Genomic DNA, 21044 nt, shown 5'->3' on the forward strand with positions numbered 1-21044 from the left:
CAATGAGTAGACACTTGTACCCTTTATAATTACGAATTACGAATTACGAATTAATTAAAGGGGTTTTTGAGTAGGTACACCAATAGCACGGGGAAACTGAACTGGTGTGGTAGCTACCTTACGCAAATACACGCAGTGCCGGATGCTGTGACTCAGGGGTGTTGTAAATTGTTCGATTGATTCAATGACGCCACCCAACTGCTTCACAGCATTCTGCAAAGCAGTTGTTTCGTCCTCTATCCAATTACCGCGATAAATTATGGCTAAACCTCCCTGTTTGAGCAGTGGTAAAGTATATTCTGCACAGACGGAGGCTGCCCCTACAGCACGGATCAATGCAATATCGTAAGCTAGTCGATGCTGGGGATGCTGACCGATTTCTTCAGCCCTACCAACAAGAGTTTTGGCATTGGTAAGGGTAAGTTCAGTTAATATATTGTCGAGAAAATTAATTTTTTTCCGTGTGGAATCCAGAAGAGTAATGGTGCAATTAGGTACAGTAATTGCCACTGGAATACCCGGAAAACCCGCGCCTGTACCAATATCGATGAGAGCAGGGGAAGCAGGGGATAAATTTGCTGATAACAGGGGTGCAATTCCTCGTAGAGAATCCCAGAGATGTTTTTCCCAAAACTCTTGGGGGTCAGTAATCCGAGTTAAATTTAGTTGGCGATTACCTTCTAGGATTAACTCATAAAGTTTTTGGAATTGTTCCTGCTGTTCGACAGTTGGCTGCCAATTGAGAGTTTGCTGCCAGATTTCTGCCATCTCAGGCAATTTGTCATTTGTCATTTGTCATTTGTCATTTGTCATTGGTCATTTGTCAGGAATTATTATTCTCCTCTGCTCCTCTGCTCCCCTACTCCCCTGCTCCCCTACTCCCCTGCTCCCCTGCCCCCCTGCTTCCCCTGCTTCCCCTGCTCTTTTCTTATACGGATGGTAGAGGTTCTTTAACTTTGGATTCTAGTGTCTTTGGGTCTACTGATTGTAGTTCGCCGTGGTTGAGTGTCCAACAACGATCTGCGATCGCTAACAAATCCCCAGGATCGTGTGTCACTATCAACAGTGTCCAATCTTGTTTCAGTTTCGCTAATAAATTTACCAGTTGCCGACGCATTGACCAATCTAATCCTGCTGTGGGTTCATCCAATAACAGTAAGTTTGGCTGGCGAATCAATTGCACTGCTAAAGCTAAACGTCGTTGCTGACCACCACTCAAAGCATGGGGAGCGGCGGAAAGCGATAAATGCTCTAATCCCACCTCACTTAGTGCCTGTCTGACTCGTTCTGACCCTAATTCAGGATGTCCTAAACGCAATTCTTCTAAAATTGAACCACCGCAAAAGTGCCGCTCTGGAAACTGAAATACCAACCCAGCCAATTGTTGTAGCTGTTCGGGCATCAGTTCTTGTTCCCGCCAGAATAGTCCGCCACTAGTGGGTTCAGCTAGTCCCGACAAAATCTCTAGTAAGGTACTTTTTCCCGAACCACTCGGGCCAATAATCAGACCTAGCTGCTGGGGTGCTAATTCCAAGTTGATCGATTTGAGAATCGCTGTTGGACACGCTGTAGGGTGATAAATTAGATTTCGGAGATAGAGCATTTGTTAAGATTACCAAAAAGTCAGCAAATTACTGATTAGCTACACTGAGAGCATCTGAAAAATTCAAAGAAAGGATTAACATTTTAATCTAGCAGCAAAAATTATCCACATTTTTCTCCATTGTGGCAGACTCACCCTTAAACAATGGCCATAACCAGCCTGGAAACATGGAAAAATGACTAAAGTCAACCTCTATATAAAAAATTTTGCTTGAAGCAGAGGCAAGTTAAAATTAACCATTTTTTGCATTCTAAGTAACACATACAACTATTTCAACCGCAATTATTCTAAGGGTTAAAATGACTAAAAGGTTTTCTTTGCCTCAATTAGTAGTGTCTGCTAAATTCACTACCCTTACTCAGACTGCTTTTGCTGCTGCGATCGCCTTTGGCGTTGCCCCTTGGGCAATCGCACTTAATTTGGGGGTAAATTCCTCCCTGGCTGGCGATCCGTTTCGCGATCGCGAACCTCATCAAATTGGCGACCAAACAGAAGCAGCTTTTAAAGCGATTTTCCAACAGGGCAACTATCCGGCCGCAGAGCGTTATCTGGAACAAGCAGTATCCAAAGAGCCAAATGAACCTCTAGCTTATGCGATGAAAGCATCTTTAGCATACGGAAATAAAGATTGGGCTAAACTAGGCACTTATAGTCAGAAAACTCTAGAAAACGGACAAAAACTGATTTCTAGCGATCCATTGCGTGGTAATTTATACACTGCTGTAGGTCATTTTTTAGAGGGTGCAGTAGTTCTCACCCGTGAAGGTACTGTAAATGGTGTACCGCAAGCTTTTAGTCGGTTGCGACAAGTTTATGAATATTTAGACAAAGCCGAAGCAATTTCTGCCAACGATCCAGAACTGAATTTAATCAAAGGCTATATGGATTTACTGTTAGCGGTTAATTTGCCTTTTGCTAGCCCAGATCAGGCAATTAGACGTTTAGAACAAAATGCTGCTCCTCAGTATCTAGTGGATCGGGGTGTTGCCCTTGCTTACCGAGATTTAAAACGGTATCCACAGGCACTAGAGTATGTTAACCGAGCGATTAAAACCACATCCGATAACCCAGAAATTTATTATCTCAAAGCCCAAATCCTTAAACAATTGGGGCGAAAAGAAAAAAGCCAACAGATGATCCAAGAAGCGATCGCTAATTTTGACAAAGCATTGACTAAAAAATCTCAACTCCCAGGTGATTTAGTTAAACAAATTGAGCGTGAACGCAGCAGTGCTGTTAGCTTGAAGAGTCCTTAACTGCCATTCCCAATTCCCCATTCCCCATTCCCCACTCCTTACTTTGATATGCTTATTTCCAGAAGAGTAATTGAGATATTAGACCAAAATGGAGATTCAGTTCCGCGAAATTAATCCTTTTGATATGTGGATTTGGCTAAAATTCAGCACAAATCCTTCTGCGCGTGAAAAGCAATATGTAGAAGAAGTTTTCAATTCCTGGTTTTATCTAGGTAAATTGGGTGCATTTAATGCCGAGAATCTTCAGGTGCAGGACACTGGACTCGATATCAGCTACATGAATTATGATGAACAAGGATATGACAAAAGTCTGCTAGCACTGATGCATAATATCGGTGAGTTTGAATATGAGGGCCAGTGGGGGCGTTGTTGGTTTGACTTAGGAACCAGTGATGCGATCGCTCTAGATATTTTAATCAATGCCCTCACTCAGCTAAGTCAGGAATATGTCACTATTCAAGAATTGTACATCGGCGGCGAAAATCCAGATTGGCCGATTGAGGATAGCGAAAGTCGTCCTCAGTCTATTTACGATAATTAGTTACAAAAATGAATAAATCAGGCGAAATTCGGGTAATAGCCTTGGGACTAATTCGGGATGGCGAACGCATATTTCTTTCTGAAGGCTACGATCCCGTCAAGCAAGAAACATTTTATCGTGCTTTGGGCGGTGGGGTTGAATTTGGTGAAACCAGCCACGACGCTTTAAAACGGGAGTTTCAAGAGGAAATTCAGGCAGACTTAACGAATATTAAATATCTAGGTTGTATAGAGAACTTGTTTACATTTAATGGTAGGCAAGGTCATGAAATTATTCAGCTTTATCAATGTGACTTTGCTGATTCAAAATTTTATCAACTGGAAAGTTTAATTTTTTCAGAATCACAAAATCATAAGCATAGAGCTTTATGGATAGATATCTCTCGCTTTCAATCTGGAGAATTAAGATTAGTACCTGAAGTATTTTTTGAATATTTATAAATAATCAAATTATCTCTGGTTGCACTCTCGTCTGATTGAGTGCATTGCAATACTATTCGGGTTTTGCATTTTAAACTTAGAATTTGGTTTGGGAAAAGGTTAAAGGGTAAAGGTTAAAGGTTTTTTCCTTCCCCTTTTTCCCTTAACGGACAAGTATTAGGGTGCATTGGGGTTATTAGGGTGCGATCGCTCTCAATAGCAGAAATAATTGAGTATTTTTGTATTTGGAAGTCCTAATGAAATGCTGTACTTAGTCGTTCAAGTTGGGCTTCAATAGCTGCCAAAAGTTGAGGTTGCTGCCAATCTTGGCTAAGATGGGCGGCTATACAAGCGGCTCCAGCACCCATACCTTCTTTCACAAAGCCCTGCTCATAAGCTCTCAGTTGGGGATAACGAGAATTAGCAAAGCTCAGATAAGTTCCCAATAGAGGAGGGGTTATTCCACTCTGAGTTAAGCTGCTTTTTCCTAAGTTGAGGGCTAAGTCAACTGTAGCGCCAGTGGGGTCTTCTGCTACCCAGCGGGTTGTGCCCACAACTACTGCTTCTGGTTGCCATGATAAGGCGTAAGCTTGAGCGATCGCACTGATGAGCGCATAAACCGCCAGCATTTGCGTCCCACCAGCAAGCATTACACCACAACTACGACTAGCTGCGATCGCCATCCCAGCTACCACCACTTGCATGGGATCACCCACAGCAGCAACAAGTTCCAACGGGTTAACAGGGGAAGATAAGGACAAAGTAAAATTTTCTCCCCCTGCTCCCTGCTCCCTGCTCCCCTTCATCTTCTCTAACCCAGCTTGCACTAATGCAAATTTTTGTGCGTGGTTACAAACAGGGTGGCTACTGTTAACTTTTCCGGCAGCATCTATACCTAAACCAGTTAAGATTGCCAGGGCAGTTGTAGTGCCTCCAACGACACATTCACCGACAATCAGATACCCCTGTTGGATATTGGCAGCAAGGCGTTCTCCCCAAAGTAGCCCTTGTTCAAACAAGTGGTGTACCGTTGTGATTTCCATCGCAGCACCTCCACTTAAACACTTAGCAGGAGCGCCACCCAAATCAATTACTGGCACAGCAGGAGGCTGAGGTAAACCAGCATTAAATAAATGAACTGGTATCTTTAGTGATTCAAAGACAGCGCGAGAAATCAGCACAGGTGAAGCCCCAGCCGCTAATGGCGGTAAGGGATATTGGGCTTTATGTTCCGGGCCATAATACAAAAATTCGGCATCTGCACAAGCAGTATATTTCCGATCCTCTGGAGTGCGGCCAGCCGCCGAAATTCCCGGAATTAAACCAGTTTCAGTAAATCCTAAAACACAAGCAAATACGGGTAGACAGCCACGATATCGTCGTAGCCATTCTTCACCCTGTTCTTTTTGGGTATAAATACGAATTTGGGAATTGGGCATTGGGCATTGGGCATTGCTGATTAGTTAGGACTCATCATTTAACCAAAAACTAATGACAAATGACAAATGACAAATGACTATACCTCATAATCCATGAGGACTTGTACCCAGCGTGGTGGGCGGGGAATGGGGTTACCCAGACGGTCAAAAAGGAACCATGCTGCTAGGTGTACCACAAAAAGGTAGATAAAGTTGTTGAGTAGAATTAAAGCGATCGCTCCCACTTGAATCAAAAATACGCTGGGACTCACCAACAAACTCAGCTTCAAAAATACCCACTCAATGAACTCAGTCACTTGGGTAATCACATAAATCCACAGGTCTTCACCCGACAATATAGAAAGCAACCACAGCCGAAAAAAAACTCCCAAAGTACCCAACAGCGTACCCAAGGTGATAGAAACAATCCAGGGAACACGACGACGATACCACGTTGCTCCCAAAAGCACGCCCATAAACCCGTAGGGCATGACAAACAGCAAACTGCGGGCTGGCCCCATCAATACTGTCAGCAGTAACCCAGAAGTGAGTGCTGCCATCCAGGCTGCACGTTTGCCCCAACGCAGATAAACTAGAGCGATCGGCACCGGAAAAAATATCCGCAAAACAGGGCCCAAGGGAAAGTAGAAATTAATAAACCAAATTAGGCTAGCGGTACTGGCTAAAAACGCCGTTTCCACCATCCTTAAGGGCGCAACAGCCTTGATTTGAGGAGGCATTAACTGCTGTTCTTTGTCTAACCAATGATTCTGAGGAGTTGGAGATTCAGGCGATGGATCTTTCTCCGGCTCATCTGGCAGAGAATCTAAAATACTCATATCTGACAAGTTCTTAAACTGGGGATTAGGGGCAATGGGGACTGGTTTTACTGGGGATTGGGAAGATTTATATGGGGATTCATAGCCCAACCAAATCTTACTCATAATTTCTCCCCAGTACCCAGTGCCCAGTCCCAGAGCGCCCATTCATCGCCAACTTTTCTTAGCTGTTCGCGTAGCGTCTCGTAGAGAAGTTGAGGAATCTTGGGCGCGATCGGTTAAACTATCATTCTTTCTAAGGCTGACAAATCGGGAATACAAATAGTATCTTGATCCCGTTTAATCAAGCCTTTTTTTTCTAGCCTTGTCAACACTCGTGTTACTGTTTCCCGCGCCAGTCCGCTCAAACTACTCAATTCCCGATGAGGTAAATTGGGTATTTCGGTTCCTGTCTGCCCTTTTTTTCCCTGTCCTTCTGCCAAAAATAGCAATGTATCTGCTACCCGTGACTGGCTATCAGATTCGCGCAACCGCAATCGGCGATTTACTTGCCGCAATCGTCGTGCCATGAGTTGCGCCAATCTAACTCCCGCCAAGGGTTCTATTTGAAGTAATTTGACAAAATCCTGAGCAGGCATACTGCCAATTACCGTCGGGGCTAAGGTAATCACATCTGTGGAACGAGGTACTTCATCTAACGCCGCCATTTCACCAAATAATTCCCCTTTGCCAAGAATATTCAGTGTTACCTCTTTTCCTTCCAGATTGTAGGTGCGAATTTTTACCCATCCATCCATAATAAAATACACAGAACCGCCCCAGTCATTTTCCAGCAGAATTACCTGATTGGCTGGGTGAGTACGGGTGACAAGATGGATAAGGGCTGATTCCACAGCGGGTTCTGGCAACCCTTGAAAAAAGGGAGCGGAGGTGATCATCCAGGGATTAGCCTGTGCTTGCAAGCTATATCGGTCTTCCATTACCACATTTTTATTGAAGCTGCTATATACACACAACAAACAAGAGCGCCATTTTTAGCCTAAGCCATCATTGCACAGCTCCCTTTCCAAGAGAAAACTAAACTATGCTACATAAGAAAGCGACAAAAACGTTTTTCTAAATAATCTTTACCTATAAGTTTAAACAGGACAAAAGTTTTGCAAAAAGTAGTTTATAGCCGGCGGTTGTATTGCTTAGGGGCTAGCTGCACTGCAAACTTAATTAGTTAAGAATATAGGCAAACAACATCAATGATACTAAAGGGAGTAAATTATTGCTCAGGTATTTTAGCGATTTGCAAAAATAGGCAACCACTTGACCTGCAAAACTAAGCTTCTCCCACAAACGCTGACTGAATATTGCCACGACTCCCAGTAATCCATAACATAATGACAGTCACAAGTTCAAGTAGTGGCTTTGTCCACTCAAAATTTTTCCTATGGTTGATGCTGCGTATAGCAAGATCCCCACAGGATTACGGTGATTGTAAATTCAGGAGGCAGGAGGTCGTTCGCGCAGCGTGTCGTAGACAAGGCAGGAGGCAGGAGGAACCCACGTTTAAAAACGTGAGATTGAAATAAGGATGCTTTATACCTCGCCCTGTGCATCTCGGTATCATTCTTTTTATAAACTGGGCTTTAGAAGAGTGAAACTTTAGTTTCAATTGATACTCCTAACCTCCTGCCTTCTGCCTCCTGCCTTTTTTGTAATTGTCACATTAGTTGACATAATTTTCTACGTAAGGTGACAAAAGTGACTTCCAGTGCAGATGAAATTCAAAAGTTGATTGCAGACATTGACAACTTGCTTGCCAGCGGTGGCAAGCGCCTGTCTAGATTTCTTTCTGGTCAGGCGCAAGAGCCTAAAGAAGTTTTAGAAAGAATTCGGGACTTCTTGGTGAAGTTGCAAGAAAAAGAAGCATTAGAGAGCGGCATCCCAAATCAGTCTTCTGAAGAATCGCGTTCGCCTTTGTTAACAAAATTTATTGATCGTGATTATAATCAGTATCCACTACCGCAGATTGAACCCAGTCAAGAACAGAATAGTGTTGGCGCCGGACAATTAAAAAATGAATTTTCGAGATTGATTCAGCCGTTGCGATCGGAATTAGAATCGCTTTTGCAAGAGCGAGCCACTCTCATACAGGAAATTCGACAGTTAGAACAAAAACGTTTGCAAAACTACTCCCTAGCGCAACAGTTGACAAACCAGGAGCAGATGATTACCGAGTTTTTACAGGTACTCATGAGTCGTCTTGTGCCAACTTTAACGCCACTGGTAGGACAGACGGGGGAAAATTCCGCCAGTTCTTCAAGAGCACCTAATCACACAAACTCTGCAAGTCAAACTTTTTTAGAATCACCAGACAGTGTGGAGCGGTTAACCCATCTAGCCAGGGAGTTGGATCAACGCCTATTATCCTTAGATGGGACGGTGAATGTAGTCTTTGAGGCACTACAGCGCAACATTAATACTTATTACGAATCCCTGTCGCAAGCATTAGCAAGAATGCATAGCAAGGGGATGCAAGGCGAACAGCTGATGGCCAGCTTTCTCAATAATTTGACCCAGCATTTGCAGCAAGAATCCCCTAGTTCCCAGCCATCTTTCTTGAGGGGAGAATCTGAAACACTATCTTCACCAGCATCATTAGTTGAACCAACTGCGATCGCTGCTGAAGTTACGCCCCAATCTTTGGAGCTTATACAGCCAGAAACTTCATCTCCACTCATTCTTAATTCTGAGGAACAGGAGACTACCCTCACAGAAGATTTAGATGCAGTGCTGTTGCAGCTTGGTTTAGATTCTTCTGAATCTTCTGAAACCACGACCGAATTATCGCAAGATATTTCTGCATTAATTGGTGATGAAGTAGACCAACTTTACGCTAGTTTATTTGGCGTTGGTGATGTTAATAATTCAACCCTCGATATTGCCACAAATGACTTATCTGCTTCTACAGCCTCTCCATCACCGTTGAATATTGCTGAGGCTCTACCTGTTCCTCAAACTGTTGATTCTACGGTTGTGACACCAGAGACGAGTCTTTCAACCCAAGAGACTTTAGGAGAAACCACAGATTCATCAGAACCACAGGAAGAACTATTTTTTGAAGAGGAGACTAACCTAGACTCGCCTCTTAGCTTCTCTACCCCACAAACAGACAGTTTCCCGGTGCAACTCGACACTCAGCCAGCTAGTGTTGATACAATTAATACCCTAACTGACCTATTGCCTGATACTGATAGTGAGCAACAACTGCTGGAAGTATCATCTTCTGTGGAGGATACCACAATTACAGCATCAGTTACTCCTGAAGTAACAGAAATTGAGTTGCCAAAGCCTACTGTTAGCTTCGTGTCTGTCTACGACACGCCGGGCGATCGCAGAGAAGATATTGCCACATCGGAAGCATTAATTCCCGATGATCAGCCAGAACCTTCTTCAGATAACTACATCGCTGCTTCACCCCAAGAAAACTTGCTTTCTATTGAGTCAAACCAGGCTCCAGCCGTACCTGATATTTCTTTAGATGCAGAACAGTTGCAGCAATTAGATCGGGATTTGGCTAATTTTGATCAGCAGCTAAATTCTGAGTTGCAGCCAGCTACTAACCTGGATCTTTTCTCGGAACTACTTGATAACATTCAAGACACAATCCCCACAACTTCCTCTGAAAATCTTCAAGCAGTAGAGAATACCTCAACTGCTGCTTTACCCAGTTTGGCAGTTCCCCTAATAGAAACTGAAAAAAAAAAGGAAGTCACAACTCCTGTTCAAGAAAGTTCTTTACCATCAATTTCCAACTCCATAAATAATCCAGAAGTTTCGCCCAATGTTCTAGAATCAGTCTGGTATTTAGGAATTGATTTAGGTACAACAGGAATTTCTGCCGCATTGTTAAATCGCTCGACTTTTGTTGTACATCCTATCTATTGGTCAGCAGAAAATCCGCCGGGAACAAGTTCCTTCCAGGAATCGTTTCGTTTACCAACAGAGGTTTATCTGCCTACAGCTTCTATCCCTCACGGTGAAAACGAAAGTGTAGAAACACATGAGCAATCGGCACCTGCGGCTGTTGCCCAAGATAAAGTGCCCGATCGCTCGGCTACCACTCCTGCAACACCGAGAGCAACAGCAGATTCGACGACAAATAATCTCTACTCGGCGCAGTTGAAGCCCTATTTACAAGTAGCCATTCCCTACAAGAGTGAACGACAGAAATGGGAACCTGTTTTGCAATTAAATGAATTTTCCGCAGGGCCTTTGATTTGGGTTGTGCGATCGCTCTCTAAGCTACTATTAACCCTCAAATCCGAAAAAACTTGTACTACCCCTAGTTTAATGGCTGCTGCTGTTGGAATCAGCGAACAAAATTTTCCCAAGATTATCAATAATATTGCTGGTGTAATTTGCACCTGTCCATCTAGCTGCTCGGAACAATACCGCTTTAACGTGCGGGAAGCTTTACTCACTAGCAAACTCATTCAACATCCACAGCAAGTCTTTTTTGTCGAAGAAGCGATCGCTAGTTTACTCCCGGAACTCGATGCTGCTAACGGTGAGCAAATAAAATTAAGCGATGCTCAAGGTTCTCATCCAGCAAAAACCAGCGAACATCCCATTGTTGGCAACACCCTTGTGATTAACATTGGGACAACTGCCACAGAAATGTTGCTGGTGAATGTACCAGAAAGCTTGCAGCAATTGACATACAATGATTTCATGCTCCACAGTTTTGCTTATGCTGGCAAGGGAATTGAGCAAGATATTATTTGCCAACTGCTATTGCCACCGAAATCTCGGCAATCACGCTCAGAAACACCAAGCCGCAAAACTACTACCAGTAATCCTTGGCAATGGCAACCCTCAATTCCTGGTTTAGACCAAATGCGTTGGCAGACTTTAGGGTTGGAAGAATTAGAACTACCCAGAGTCGGAGAACCAGATATCACCGCTCGAATTCGCCTCCAGCAGCGTCTAGAAAGTTCTCTACTGGGACAGGCGGTATTAGATGCGGCATTAGCCTTAAAGCTGATTTTGCAACACCAAGACTCTTTTACCCTGGAATTAGCCGATCAACGGTGGATTTTGCAGCGACGAGACTTAGAAAGCCAGGTATTTATCCCCTTTGTGCGCCGCCTGAATCGAGAACTCAACAAGTTATTGGTAGCTCGTGGCATCCCTACAGAATCCATTAATCAAGCGATCCTGACTGGTGGAGTGGCTTGTGTCGGGACGGTGAACCGTTGGCTACGGCAAAAACTCCCCAGTGCCAAGATTATGCAAGATTTATATCTCGGCGAAAACGGCGCTCCTAATTGCAGTCGGGTTGCTTATGGTTTGGCGATGCTGCCTCTGCATCCCCAAATATTAGATATACCCAGGCAACAATACACTGATTATTTCTTGTTTACAGAATTGCTACGGTTGCTACCAGAGCGATCCTTATCTTTCGGTGAAGTTATCCAGTTATTTGAGGGTCGTGGGATTAATACTCGCACTTGTCAGCAACGCTTGCTGGCTTTTTTGGAAGGTGAATTGCCTTCCGGTTTGATACCTTCAGTCACAGAATCAACCTGGCTCACCCAGAGTTCGCAAGAAAATCCTGACTATCAGGCGATCGCCACAGCACCACTTTTTGAAAAACAAGGGAGTCTCACTTATCGTCCCAATTCCCAACAACTGTTGTCTTTGCGTCGCTATCTAGATGCAATCAAGGCTAGTAATCAGCAATCACTGGAGGAACCATACACAGTGAATTTTGCCTTAGAGGTTCATTGAAAGCGACGGAAAACTCCATCCTCTTGTGGGTGGATAGGGATAGTCGCCCCGTCGCTTGGGGTATTGGACATTGGGCATTAGTAACTTCTTTCCCATGCCCCATTCCCCATGTCCAAAAACTTTATCAAACAGAATTCAGGAGTCAGGAGCCAGAATTCAGAATTGAATTCTGAACGAAAGAGTGGATGAATAAACGGGTTTAAAACCCCAGACGCTCCTGCGTCGCTTGCCGTCGGCGCTATCGTCTGTACGGTGTCTACTTTTTCGTTGGGGTCTGAATCCTAGGGCGAACATTGATTCTGACTCCTGAATTCTGACTTCTGAATTCTTCTTCAACTCCTTATGGGTGGAGTTTTTCATCAAAAATGATACGTATCGGCTCAAAACTCCAAATGCTTACTTCATAAGCATTTGGAGTTTTGCAAAGTGCTACTAGTACTTCAAGAAAGTAACTTTTTGGATGTGTACCGTAGTAGGATCTTTTTTATTGGATGGAAAAAATATTGTAGATTTACAATCTATCACTTTAATTGAAAGATTCTGTAAATTTTGGGTTTTTGGTTTTTTTATTGGTTAAAATTTGTGTATATTAACACTCAGTAGTGGCGACAACCAACAGTAGTAAAAATCGCCTAAAAATTATGTCTTATGTCTACACTACTGATGCAAAAATTCCTGTTATAAAATAAGTTAGCCCTCGTGAATAATCTTTATCTTTATTCAGTTAATTGTTCGCAACAGCCTTCACACCCTTCAACTTTAAGTGTGAGAAAACGATTAATTGACATTGTTGGAGCCATTGTAGGGCTGATTATTACATTTATGGTAGCAATTCCTGTAGCAATTGCTACCTTTATTCATGAGCCAAGTCCAATATTCTATTCCCAAATTCGGTGTGGTTTAAACGGAAAAACTTTCCGCATTTGGAAATTCCGTTCCATGATCGTCGATGCCGATAAACTCAAGCATTTGGTTGAAAACCAAGCTAAAGGTCACATCTTTAAATCTGTTGACGATCCTCGCATTACTCCTGTGGGTAAATTTTTGCGGCGTACTAGCTTGGACGAGTTACCCCAATTTTGGAATGTTTTGCTAGGGGACATGAGTTTAGTTGGTACTCGTCCACCGACTCTTGATGAAGTTAACCATTACGATCCACACCACTGGGATAGATTGCGAGTCAAACCAGGCATTACCGGAGAATGGCAGGCTAATGGACGTTCCAGCATTACAGACTTTGAAACCATTGTCAAGATGGATATAGATTATCAGCGCAAGTGGTCTGTAACTTATGACCTGAGTCTGATTGTTAAAACTATTTGGGTGGTATTTAAAAAGACTGGTGCTTATTGAATTGGGGATTGGGGATTGGGCAATAATCAATAGTTTTCCTCCCCTGCCCCCTGCCTCCTGCCCCCTGCCTCCTGCCTCTTGCCTCCTGCCCCCTTCAACCCTTGACGCCGCTACCAGTTTCCGTGGGTACAATGTAACGTTGTAAAAACAGAAATAGTAACAAGACTGGGGCGATCGCAATTACTGAGCCAGCAGCTACCAACCGCCAATCAAGGGAAAATGTCCCTGCTAGCTTCGCGACGCCCAAAGGAAGAGTGTATAAACTTTCGTCTTGGATGACAATTAAAGGCCACAAAAAGTCACTCCAAGCACCAATGAATACGAAAATAGCTAAAGTTACTAGTGCAGGGCGAACTGCTGGTAACATAATATGCCACCATAATCCTAACTCTGAGCTGCCATCCATCCTGGCGGCTTCTTCTATTTCTTTGGGGACACTCATGAAAGCTTGGCGCAACAAAAAAATGCCAAAGGCAGAAGCTAAACTCGGAAAAATCATCCCTAAATAAGTATTTCTCAAACCTAACTGGACTGTCAAAATATAGAGGGGAATCATCACGATTTGGAAGGGAATCATAATCGTAGAGACGATCGCCACAAAAATCCAGTCTCGCCCGACAAAGGACAATCTTGCCAACGGATAGGCAGCTAAAGCGCAAAACAGCAGATTTAAGCCCACAGTCAGCACTGACACCAAAGTACTGTTATACAGATATTGTCCAAAAGGTAGAGAGTTCCACACACTAGAGAAGTTATCTAGTGTTGGTTGACTGGGTAGCAACTGTGGCGGCGACTGAAAAATATTTTCCGTGGGCGATTTTAAGGATGTGCTAATTAGCCATAGTAAAGGAAAGAGCATCAAAAGTGCGATCGCTCCCAACAGCGCATACATTAGCAGAATTTGCGATCGTGATTTTTTCCAGTTCAGCATTTGATTTTGCAAATTTTATTTTGTAATTCAACAGGAATGTAAACACTCACGCTAGTTGTTGTTTATTTTGAAAAATATTTAAGGTATATCTAGCTCTAGTTTAACGATCTACAGCAGTTATACAATTCTTTATTCATTAAACCAAGATTACTGACTTATTTTAAAAGTCGGTAATCTTGGTATTTCAATTTTTACTAATTAGATTTAATTGCTAGAAAGTCTGATTTTGTACACACACTTTCCAAACAACCTCTTACAGTTTGAAGCAAATTCACAATAGTTAATCTTCAACCGCGACATAAGGTTTTGGTTCCCGCGAACGTTGGGCAATTTCTTCTCGTCGATACTTTGCAAGTTCGCTGTAAAGCCTCTTGCGAGAGAGGTTCACACTTCCAACAGGCTCATGTTCTAGCAGTGTATGCCAAGGGGAAAATAGCGAACCCTCATCTAAACGTTTGCGTTCTTCAAAGTCAAACTTCTGGCTGGGAATGCGGACAGTTGCAACTTTAATAAATGGTGAATCTGCTTCTTGCCATTCTTTAACATGGTCTTCAATTGGCGTTTTTTCATCGTCTACATAAAACTGAATTAGGAAGTCAAAAGACGCTTCTCTTCCTTCTTCAGTCAAATATTTTACCAGCGTTTCTCGAAGGTAATTTTCTGATTCTGGAAGTGTTTCTGGTGGTTGTTCAGGCTGTTGAGATTTGACAGACAATTTTACAATCCGTTCGCCAAACTTAAAGGGAGCCATACTCCAATATTGAATCAAAAGTGGATTTCCTACCTTGTGGCTGCCAATTTTTTGCAAGATAGCAAAGGCGTAACCAAGTTCTTCCAGCCTTTCTGGGCTAAGTTTTCCACTACCTGCTTGAGAAAGATCGGCATAATCACGAACGTCTTTAGTCAAGAAAATCGGATAATTGTTAAGTATAAAATCTTGAGTTTTTTCTTCATCATCCAAGACTTTTTGCCCGTCCACATTCATCACCTTGATGGCGATACCACGAACATCAGGCTGGCTATCGGAGTGGAATTTCCCACGCTTTTGAGGTGAACCACCGCTAGAGAAACGAATCCACACAGGGTAGGTTTGGGGCGTTTTGAACAAACCTACTCTCAGGTCTTCAGGAAGATTGGGTTCAATAATAAACTCTCCCCAAAGGAGTCCATGACTTTTGCTATGAATTTGGCGGAGGTCTGGGCCATTTTTTTGTTGAGCTTGGAGGCTCGTTGCGATAATATCGTCGATTATTGCTTCTTGCTCAGTGGTAGATGACGTTGGGTTAGTCATAAAACATTTTATGAGATGTCTTCATTATCCTGAATCCTTCAACCTTTTTGAGTCAATCCGGTTTCCGTACAAATAGCTTGTAGTGGTTTATCCCAAGGTTCAATCAGTATTTGGGAGATATAGGCAAAATCAAAGACAATTCCGATAGTCGGCTTTGTCTGCCACTGCGGTAAACTGAGCAAGCGATCGTAATATCCGCCGCCATAACCCAAACGATATCCTTGATGGTCGCAAGCTACACTGGGGACAAGAATCAAATCTACTTCCGCAGCATCTAAGATTGGAGCGTCAGGATGTGGTTCAGCAATGCCATAAGCGCCGCTTTGGACAGAATCATCAGGTGTCCAAATATGCCAACATAAGGATTTATCAACGCAGCGAGGAAATCCCCAACAGTATTTGGTGTTGGCAAATAGGGGACTGAGGTCAGGTTCTTGGCGAAAGCTGAAATAAGCAAGTATTGTTTTTGCTTGGGTAAACAAAGTAGAGTTTTGTAAATGAGAGCTAATGCGATCGCTTTTTTCTCTCCATTCTCCAATGGACATTGATTGACGTGTTTTGAGTAGAGTGCGACGCAGTTCTGCTTTATTTAGTTGATGATTAACTTTGTCCATAAAATTTATATCGCCAAAAAAATAAGCTGGACATTGCCCAGCTTGTATCACTCTACATTCAGCAGTACATAGTTATACAGCGTGTTGACGATACCACTCAATGGTATTCTTTAGTCCTTCCTCAAAGCTTACTTGAGCCGTGAAATTAAAGGCTTGCTTGGCCCGTTCAGTATCTAAACAACGGCGGGGTTGACCATTAGGCTTGTCAGTTTGCCACACAATTTCCCCCTTAAACTCCATCAATTCGCAGATTAGAGTTACTAAATCCAGGATGGAGATTTCATAACCGGTTCCCAAGTTAACTGGTTCCGATTCGTTATAGAATTGAGTCCCCATCACAATCCCTCGCGCTGCATCTTCTGAATACAGAAACTCACGGGTGGGACTACCATCACCCCAAACAGGGAGTTGTTTTTCCGCTTTAATTTGGGCTTCGTGAACTTTACGAACTAATGCTGGAATAACGTGGGAACTTCCTGTGTCAAAGTTATCTTCTGGGCCATATAAATTGACTGGCAGTAGATAAATCCCATTAAAACCGTACTGCTGACGGTAAGATTGCAATTGAACTAAAAGTGCTTTTTTTGCAATTCCGTAAGGGGCGTTGGTTTCTTCTGGGTAGCCATTCCAAAGATCATCTTCTTTGAATGGTACTGGAGTGAATTTAGGATAGGCGCAGATTGTGCCAACACAAACAAATTTTTCTACTCCAGCTTGATAGGCAGCGTGAATTAGCTGGGTTCCCATGATCAAGTTATCGTAGAACAACTCTGCGGGTTTTTCACGGTTCAGACCGATGCCACCGACATGAGCTGCTAGATGGATGATTATGTCTTGCTGGTCAACTGCACGTTGGCTATTTTCCCAGACACGTAGATCGCAATCGCGCGATCGCGGTATTGTAATTTTCTCGCGATCGGCTCCTGCTTTACACAGTTGATCTATCACCTGACGACCTAGAAACCCCGACCCACCGGTGACGAGAATGCGTTTATTTTTTAGTTCTAAGGCTGTCATATTTTTATCCTCTGTGATCCGAATCAGAAGTGCAAAGCGCCTAGTTTTTGACGAATAGTCGCAATATCATCTGGAAATTGCGAACCATTTCCATTGGGTGAAGTGTGGCCCAATGCTTGTAAGTCTGCTTCTACCATTAAGGAAACTAGTTCTTCAAAGGTTACTGATGGTGTCCAGCCTAGCTTCTCGCGTGCTTTGGTAGAATCGCCAATCAATAACTCTACCTCAGATGGACGGAGGTAACGCTCATCAAACTCTACATAATCTTGCCAATTGAGATTCACATAACTAAATGCCAGTTCCAAAAACTCACGCACTGAGTGGGTTTCACCAGTCGAAATTACGTAATCGTCTGGCTGGTCTTTCTGCAACATCAACCACATTGCTTTCACGTAATCCTTTGCATAGCCCCAATCTCGCTTGGCATCTAGATTACCCATGTAAATCTTTTTCTGCTTCCCAGCAACGATACCAGCCACCGCTCTAGTAATTTTGCGGGTTACAAAGGTTTCACCCCGCCGTGGTGACTCGTGGTTAAAAAGTATGCCGTTACAAGCAAATAAATTATAAGATTCACGATAATTTACAGTTTGCCAGTGAGCGTAAACTTTCGCACAGGCATAGGGACTGCGGGGATAAAAGGGCGTTGTCTCAGTTTGAGGTATTGCTTGTACTAAACCGTACATTTCTGAAGAACCCGCCTGGTAAAATCGCACCTGAATTCCGGTACGATGTTGGTAGTCTCGAATTGCTTCCAACAGACGCAATGTTCCCATTCCTACTGCGTCTACTGTGTATTCTGGTGAATCAAAGCTGACTCTAACGTGGGATTGAGCGCCGAGGTTGTAAATTTCTACTGGCTTTACTTCTTCTAAAATGCGCCGCAACGTCGTGCCGTCTGTCAAGTCACCGTAGTGAAGAAACAACCGCACTCCCTCTTTGTGGGGGTCTTCGTAAATGTGATCGATGCGGTCTGTGTTGAAGGTAGAAGTCCGGCGAATGATGCCATGAACCTCATAACCTTGTTCCAGTAAAAACTCACTTAGATATGAACCATCTTGTCCAGTAATACCAGTAATCAACGCTCGCTTCTGTTGCGTCATGCTCAATTATCCCTTATTGTCTTTGATTAAAAAGTTACAGCTAATCTGATACAACCTAGCAACTAATTGCTGAATTGCCTAATGGGAAACTACGAGTTCTTGTTGTTAAAAGACTTTTTCCGTAAATAAATATACTTAATAAAAAATAATTTGACACGTAAGCCAAGTACTAAATAGCTCAAGATTTTTGGATTATTGTATATTTCTTCTTGTACCAGATAGATAAAGATTATTTTTATGTAAGTTGTTTTTTTGTCAAAACTTCATATATCTCTAGTTTTATGAAGAATTATTGAAGAAGAATTCAGGAGTCAGAATGGGCTAAACGCCCCGCTATCGCTAACAGGAGTCAGAATAAAGACGCTCGTTCGCGTAGTGTGTCGTAGACAAGACTCGCTAACGCTTCTCTACGAGACACTAAAAGCGTAGCTTGCAACTCTTACAGAGTACGCTATCAGTCGAGGATCAGGCGGCAAACGAGTCCGCAGCGTAGCGGTAGGAACGAGTGTTGCTAACGCTGCGAAGCACCGCCAGTCATACAGAATTCAGAATGAATTCTGACTCCTGAATTCTGTTCGATACAATAGGCATGTTAAATTTAGACTTATGGCAAAAAGGCGAATCAGGGCAAAATAGCTAAAGGTTCACGCTTAGAGAAGTCTGAGTTAAGTATAAAAGCACAAATTTATAGAAAGCAAAGATAAGCAATTCTTTAGTCTTAGGGGAAGAATCGGTACTTAGGGGCATTAACTGCCCCACAGAATCCGCCCTAAGTAGTTACTCAGTATGCCCCGTTGTTTTTGGGTAGAATTACCACATCAACAGTTTTCAAGATGATCCATAAATCAAGCCAGAAATTCCTAAATTTGACATAATGCAGGTCTATTTGGACTCTCCGAGGGTAGGGAATGTCATTACGCCCAGATACCTGCCACAAACCAGTAATTCCTGGACGGATTGTTAAAATCTCATCAATGTGACAACCGTATTTTGGCAGTTCTTCTGCTACCAAAGGTCGGGGGCCGACTACACTCATGTCCCCTTTTAAAACGTTCCAGAACTGGGGAAATTCATCTAAGCTAGTAATTCGCAAAAATCGACCAATTTTGGTAATTCGGGGGTCTTGTTTTAGCTTAAAACTGCTCTCAAATTCTTGTCGCAATTCGGGCGATGTTTCCATCATTTGCATGAGAATTTCGTCCGCATTGCTTACCATTGTTCGGAATTTAATACAATTAAACGCTTTGTAATTTTTCCCTACCCGTTCCTGGACATAAAAAATTGGGCCTTCTGAGCTAAAGGCAATCAGCAAGGTCAAAATTAAGTAGACGGGGAAGAACAAAATTAATACCGACAGCGAAAACACTATATCGAACAGTCGTTTCGCAAACTCTCCGTTTAAACCCTGAAAAGATAAACCTTTGGGCTTAACTTTTGGCGTGTTTGTTTTTTGACCGCGTTTTAAGAAACGCGTAGACGCTCTAGTGTCTTGCCTTACGCCTCGCTTGCCGGAGAGGAGTGAGCTCTGGGCAGTCATCATACTCCTTAATAATCCACACCACACATAGTCCCAATATTAAAGCCAAAATGAGATGCTTCTGGGGGAAATTGCCAAAAGCCTAAAAAAATCAGACGTTAGTCAAGACCATCATTGCAAAAAGGGTCTTTTTTCGTTGCACTTGTTTACAAAATCTAAATAACGAGCTGCAAAGATTTGCGGTGAAAACTGCGCGGCGTGCGATCGCATATACTCGGAATTGAACGAACCCTCATACATTTCAAACTTTTCTACTGCCTCCACCAAAGCCGCCTCTGTTTGCGTCTTGAAAAATATGCCTGTCCCTGTATCCGCGCCAAAGCGGATGTCTCGCACTGTTTCTAAAGCACCCCCTGCACCATAGGCTATTACTGGCGTGCCACACGCTTGTGCTTCCACTAGGGCAATACCAAAATCTTCACAAGCTGCATACACAAATGCCTTAGCCCTAGACATATATTTTTTTACCACATTATCGGGTTGCCAACCGAGTATTTGGATATTCGAGTTTGCCAGCTCGCGAATCTTGTTCATTTCATCTCCTGTACCAATGACTACTAATGGTCGTTTTAGTTGATTAAAAGCCTTGACAATCAACGATATTTGCTTGTAACTCACTAACCGAGAAACTGTCAGATAAAAGTCCTCTTTCTCAGACAGAAACGGAAATTCCGCAATATTCACTGGTGGGTAAATGACTGTTGCTTCTCGTCGATAGCAACGCCAAATCCGCCGAGCTGTGTGCTGCGAGTTGGCAATGAAGTAATCAACGCGATTGGCACTCAATACATCCCACTGGCGCAAGCGATGTAATAAATATCGCGTCACCCACCCAGGTAAACCATTACCCAGTTTGCTGTGGTGCAGATAATCAAAGGTCAAGTCCCAGGCATAGCGCATAGGGCTGTGACAGTAGCAAATATGCATCTGTTCGGGAGTGGTAAGAATTCCTTTGGCAACAGCGTGGGATGAAGACAAAATTACGTCATAATGCCGCAAATCAAGTTGTTCAATTGCCAAAGGCCACAAAGGTAAGTATTTTTGTATACCGTTGCGGGCATAGGGAAAGTTTTGGAGAAACGTCTTGCCAATCTGACGCTTATATAAATAACTTTCTCTATTGCTAGATTCAAAATCTATGAGGGCATACAAATCAGCATCAATGTGATTCAAAATTTCTCGGACAACGAGTTCTGAACCACCGGTGGCTTTGGGTGTAAGCCACTCATGAACCAGAGCATATTTCAAGGGCACAGCTAACTTGAATAAATGGAAAATACAAAGGCTAACTTGATGACGTTAACTGAAAAGTTTCCCTTGTGATTAATTAACGGGAAGCGCCCCAGATTAGCACATAAGACGGAATCTTTCCCAGAGAGGTTCCAGATGGATGCGGCA

17 protein-coding genes are annotated in these 21044 nt (G+C 43.1%); 5 read left to right on the plus strand and 12 right to left on the minus strand.

Annotated elements, in window-relative coordinates:
- Positions 1 to 54 precede the first annotated feature (54 nt).
- Positions 55 to 792: a 16S rRNA (guanine(527)-N(7))-methyltransferase RsmG gene (gene rsmG, locus RRG12_RS05805; protein WP_420758652.1), complete on the minus strand. Its 738-nt coding sequence runs from the start codon at positions 790 to 792 to the stop codon at positions 55 to 57.
- Between the two features lie 136 nt (positions 793 to 928).
- Positions 929 to 1603: an ABC transporter ATP-binding protein gene (locus tag RRG12_RS05810; protein WP_420758653.1), complete on the minus strand. Its 675-nt coding sequence runs from the start codon at positions 1601 to 1603 to the stop codon at positions 929 to 931.
- A gap of 299 nt (positions 1604 to 1902) precedes the next feature.
- Between RRG12_RS05810 and RRG12_RS05815 the strand changes: the two genes are divergently transcribed.
- The 3 genes from RRG12_RS05815 (at position 1903) to RRG12_RS05825 (ending at position 3840) form a co-directional block, all read left to right on the plus strand.
- The gene (locus RRG12_RS05815; protein ID WP_420758654.1) at positions 1903 to 2859 is read left to right on the plus strand and encodes a Sll0314/Alr1548 family TPR repeat-containing protein; all 957 of its coding nucleotides are present in this window, start codon (positions 1903 to 1905) and stop codon (positions 2857 to 2859) included.
- 88 nt (positions 2860 to 2947) lie between these two features.
- Complete coding sequence (locus RRG12_RS05820) at positions 2948 to 3400, plus strand: DUF3531 family protein (RefSeq protein ID WP_420758655.1); 453 nt, start codon at positions 2948 to 2950, stop codon at positions 3398 to 3400.
- Between the two features lie 8 nt (positions 3401 to 3408).
- Positions 3409 to 3840, plus strand: a complete 432-nt coding sequence (locus RRG12_RS05825; RefSeq protein ID WP_420758656.1) for an NUDIX hydrolase — start codon at positions 3409 to 3411, stop codon at positions 3838 to 3840.
- A 233-nt stretch (positions 3841 to 4073) separates the two neighbouring features.
- On the opposite strand, the gene cobT is transcribed toward RRG12_RS05825, so the two are convergent.
- The 3 genes from cobT to RRG12_RS05840 all read right to left on the minus strand — a co-directional run bounded on the left by cobT (position 4074) and on the right by RRG12_RS05840 (position 6996).
- A complete protein-coding gene (gene cobT / locus RRG12_RS05830; protein ID WP_420758657.1) occupies positions 4074 to 5258 on the minus strand; it encodes a nicotinate mononucleotide-dependent phosphoribosyltransferase CobT in 1185 nt (394 codons plus the stop codon).
- 77 nt (positions 5259 to 5335) lie between these two features.
- Positions 5336 to 6076 carry a DUF2232 domain-containing protein gene (locus RRG12_RS05835; RefSeq protein ID WP_069070830.1) on the minus strand — a complete coding sequence of 247 codons (741 nt, stop codon included), beginning with the start codon at positions 6074 to 6076 and terminating at the stop codon, positions 5336 to 5338.
- Positions 6077 to 6294: 218 nt separating this feature from the next.
- Positions 6295 to 6996, minus strand: coding sequence for a Crp/Fnr family transcriptional regulator (locus RRG12_RS05840; RefSeq protein ID WP_012409873.1), 702 nt, complete (start codon positions 6994 to 6996; stop codon positions 6295 to 6297).
- Between the two features lie 772 nt (positions 6997 to 7768).
- Between RRG12_RS05840 and RRG12_RS05845 the strand changes: the two genes are divergently transcribed.
- Complete coding sequence (locus RRG12_RS05845; RefSeq protein ID WP_420758658.1) at positions 7769 to 11800, plus strand: hypothetical protein; 4032 nt, start codon at positions 7769 to 7771, stop codon at positions 11798 to 11800.
- A 699-nt stretch (positions 11801 to 12499) separates the two neighbouring features.
- The gene (locus RRG12_RS05850) at positions 12500 to 13153 is read left to right on the plus strand and encodes a sugar transferase (protein ID WP_069070828.1); all 654 of its coding nucleotides are present in this window, start codon (positions 12500 to 12502) and stop codon (positions 13151 to 13153) included.
- A gap of 94 nt (positions 13154 to 13247) precedes the next feature.
- Here the strand turns inward: RRG12_RS05850 and RRG12_RS05855 are convergent, their stop codons facing one another.
- The 7 genes from RRG12_RS05855 to RRG12_RS05885 all read right to left on the minus strand — a co-directional run bounded on the left by RRG12_RS05855 (position 13248) and on the right by RRG12_RS05885 (position 20900).
- Positions 13248 to 14084 carry a carbohydrate ABC transporter permease gene (locus RRG12_RS05855; protein ID WP_420758659.1) on the minus strand — a complete coding sequence of 279 codons (837 nt, stop codon included), beginning with the start codon at positions 14082 to 14084 and terminating at the stop codon, positions 13248 to 13250.
- A gap of 280 nt (positions 14085 to 14364) precedes the next feature.
- Positions 14365 to 15375, minus strand: a complete 1011-nt coding sequence (locus RRG12_RS05860) for a catalase family protein (protein WP_069070825.1) — start codon at positions 15373 to 15375, stop codon at positions 14365 to 14367.
- A gap of 38 nt (positions 15376 to 15413) precedes the next feature.
- A complete protein-coding gene (locus RRG12_RS05865; RefSeq protein WP_420758660.1) occupies positions 15414 to 15989 on the minus strand; it encodes a 5-formyltetrahydrofolate cyclo-ligase in 576 nt (191 codons plus the stop codon).
- Positions 15990 to 16061: 72 nt separating this feature from the next.
- Positions 16062 to 17006, minus strand: a complete 945-nt coding sequence (locus RRG12_RS05870; RefSeq protein WP_069070824.1) for a GDP-L-fucose synthase family protein — start codon at positions 17004 to 17006, stop codon at positions 16062 to 16064.
- Positions 17007 to 17029: 23 nt separating this feature from the next.
- Complete coding sequence (gene gmd / locus RRG12_RS05875) at positions 17030 to 18109, minus strand: GDP-mannose 4,6-dehydratase (RefSeq protein WP_420758661.1); 1080 nt, start codon at positions 18107 to 18109, stop codon at positions 17030 to 17032.
- 781 nt (positions 18110 to 18890) lie between these two features.
- On the minus strand, positions 18891 to 19646 hold the full coding sequence (locus RRG12_RS05880; RefSeq protein WP_420758673.1) for a sugar transferase: 756 nt from the start codon (positions 19644 to 19646) through the stop codon (positions 18891 to 18893).
- A 111-nt stretch (positions 19647 to 19757) separates the two neighbouring features.
- Positions 19758 to 20900 (minus strand): glycosyltransferase, encoded by a 1143-nt coding sequence (locus tag RRG12_RS05885; protein WP_069073908.1) that lies wholly within the window; start codon positions 20898 to 20900, stop codon positions 19758 to 19760.
- Positions 20901 to 21044 lie beyond the last annotated feature (144 nt).

This window comes from Nostoc sp. CALU 546, from assembly GCF_048836525.1.

Excerpts from the sequence above, each read along its gene's own strand:
- RRG12_RS05810 (WP_420758653.1), bottom strand. The coding sequence starts at position 1,603 with ATGCTCTATCTCCGAAATCTAATTTATCACCCTACAGCGTGTCCAACA.
- gmd (WP_420758661.1), bottom strand. The coding sequence starts at position 18,109 with ATGACGCAACAGAAGCGAGCGTTGATTACTGGTATTACTGGACAAGAT.
- RRG12_RS05815 (WP_420758654.1), top strand. The coding sequence starts at position 1,903 with ATGACTAAAAGGTTTTCTTTGCCTCAATTAGTAGTGTCTGCTAAATTC.
- RRG12_RS05840 (WP_012409873.1), bottom strand. The coding sequence starts at position 6,996 with ATGGAAGACCGATATAGCTTGCAAGCACAGGCTAATCCCTGGATGATC.
- RRG12_RS05820 (WP_420758655.1), top strand. The coding sequence starts at position 2,948 with ATGGAGATTCAGTTCCGCGAAATTAATCCTTTTGATATGTGGATTTGG.
- RRG12_RS05825 (WP_420758656.1), top strand. The coding sequence starts at position 3,409 with ATGAATAAATCAGGCGAAATTCGGGTAATAGCCTTGGGACTAATTCGG.
- RRG12_RS05870 (WP_069070824.1), bottom strand. The coding sequence starts at position 17,006 with ATGACAGCCTTAGAACTAAAAAATAAACGCATTCTCGTCACCGGTGGG.
- RRG12_RS05835 (WP_069070830.1), bottom strand. The coding sequence starts at position 6,076 with ATGAGTATTTTAGATTCTCTGCCAGATGAGCCGGAGAAAGATCCATCG.
- RRG12_RS05855 (WP_420758659.1), bottom strand. The coding sequence starts at position 14,084 with ATGCTGAACTGGAAAAAATCACGATCGCAAATTCTGCTAATGTATGCG.
- cobT (WP_420758657.1), bottom strand. The coding sequence starts at position 5,258 with ATGCCCAATTCCCAAATTCGTATTTATACCCAAAAAGAACAGGGTGAA.
- RRG12_RS05880 (WP_420758673.1), bottom strand. The coding sequence starts at position 19,646 with ATGACTGCCCAGAGCTCACTCCTCTCCGGCAAGCGAGGCGTAAGGCAA.
- RRG12_RS05860 (WP_069070825.1), bottom strand. The coding sequence starts at position 15,375 with ATGACTAACCCAACGTCATCTACCACTGAGCAAGAAGCAATAATCGAC.
- RRG12_RS05865 (WP_420758660.1), bottom strand. The coding sequence starts at position 15,989 with ATGGACAAAGTTAATCATCAACTAAATAAAGCAGAACTGCGTCGCACT.
- rsmG (WP_420758652.1), bottom strand. The coding sequence starts at position 792 with ATGACAAATGACAAATTGCCTGAGATGGCAGAAATCTGGCAGCAAACT.